1 protein-coding gene is annotated in these 235 nt (G+C 68.9%); it reads right to left on the bottom strand.

Annotated features, from left to right (window positions below; genetic code table 11):
- The coding region (locus AC0IY0_RS29055; RefSeq protein WP_471766514.1) for a DUF6894 family protein at positions 1-177 on the bottom strand (177 nt) is incomplete at its 3' end.
- Between the last annotated feature and the right edge of the window lie 58 nt (positions 178-235).

The raw sequence follows: 235 nt of genomic DNA, 5'->3' as shown, positions 1-235 counted from the left end.
GTCGTGCACGCTCACCTGCCAGTCCGACCAGTCGGTCTCGTCGGACAACGACCGCATCACGTCGGCGGCGTCCCGGCGGGCCCGCACGGTGAGGCGCCCGGCCGCGCGAATCTCCGCGCCGCGGGCGTCGAAGACGCATTCCAGGCCCTTGGTGCAGTGGAACCGGTATCGGGCCATCGGGGCTCCTGCCTCATCCTGCGCGGCGGCGGTTGGATGGTCTATATATGTTCCTTGT

Source organism: Methylobacterium sp. AC315, assembly GCF_979253755.1.
Note: the sequence above shows the minus strand (reverse complement) of the source record. Positions and strands in the feature narration are given on the sequence as shown.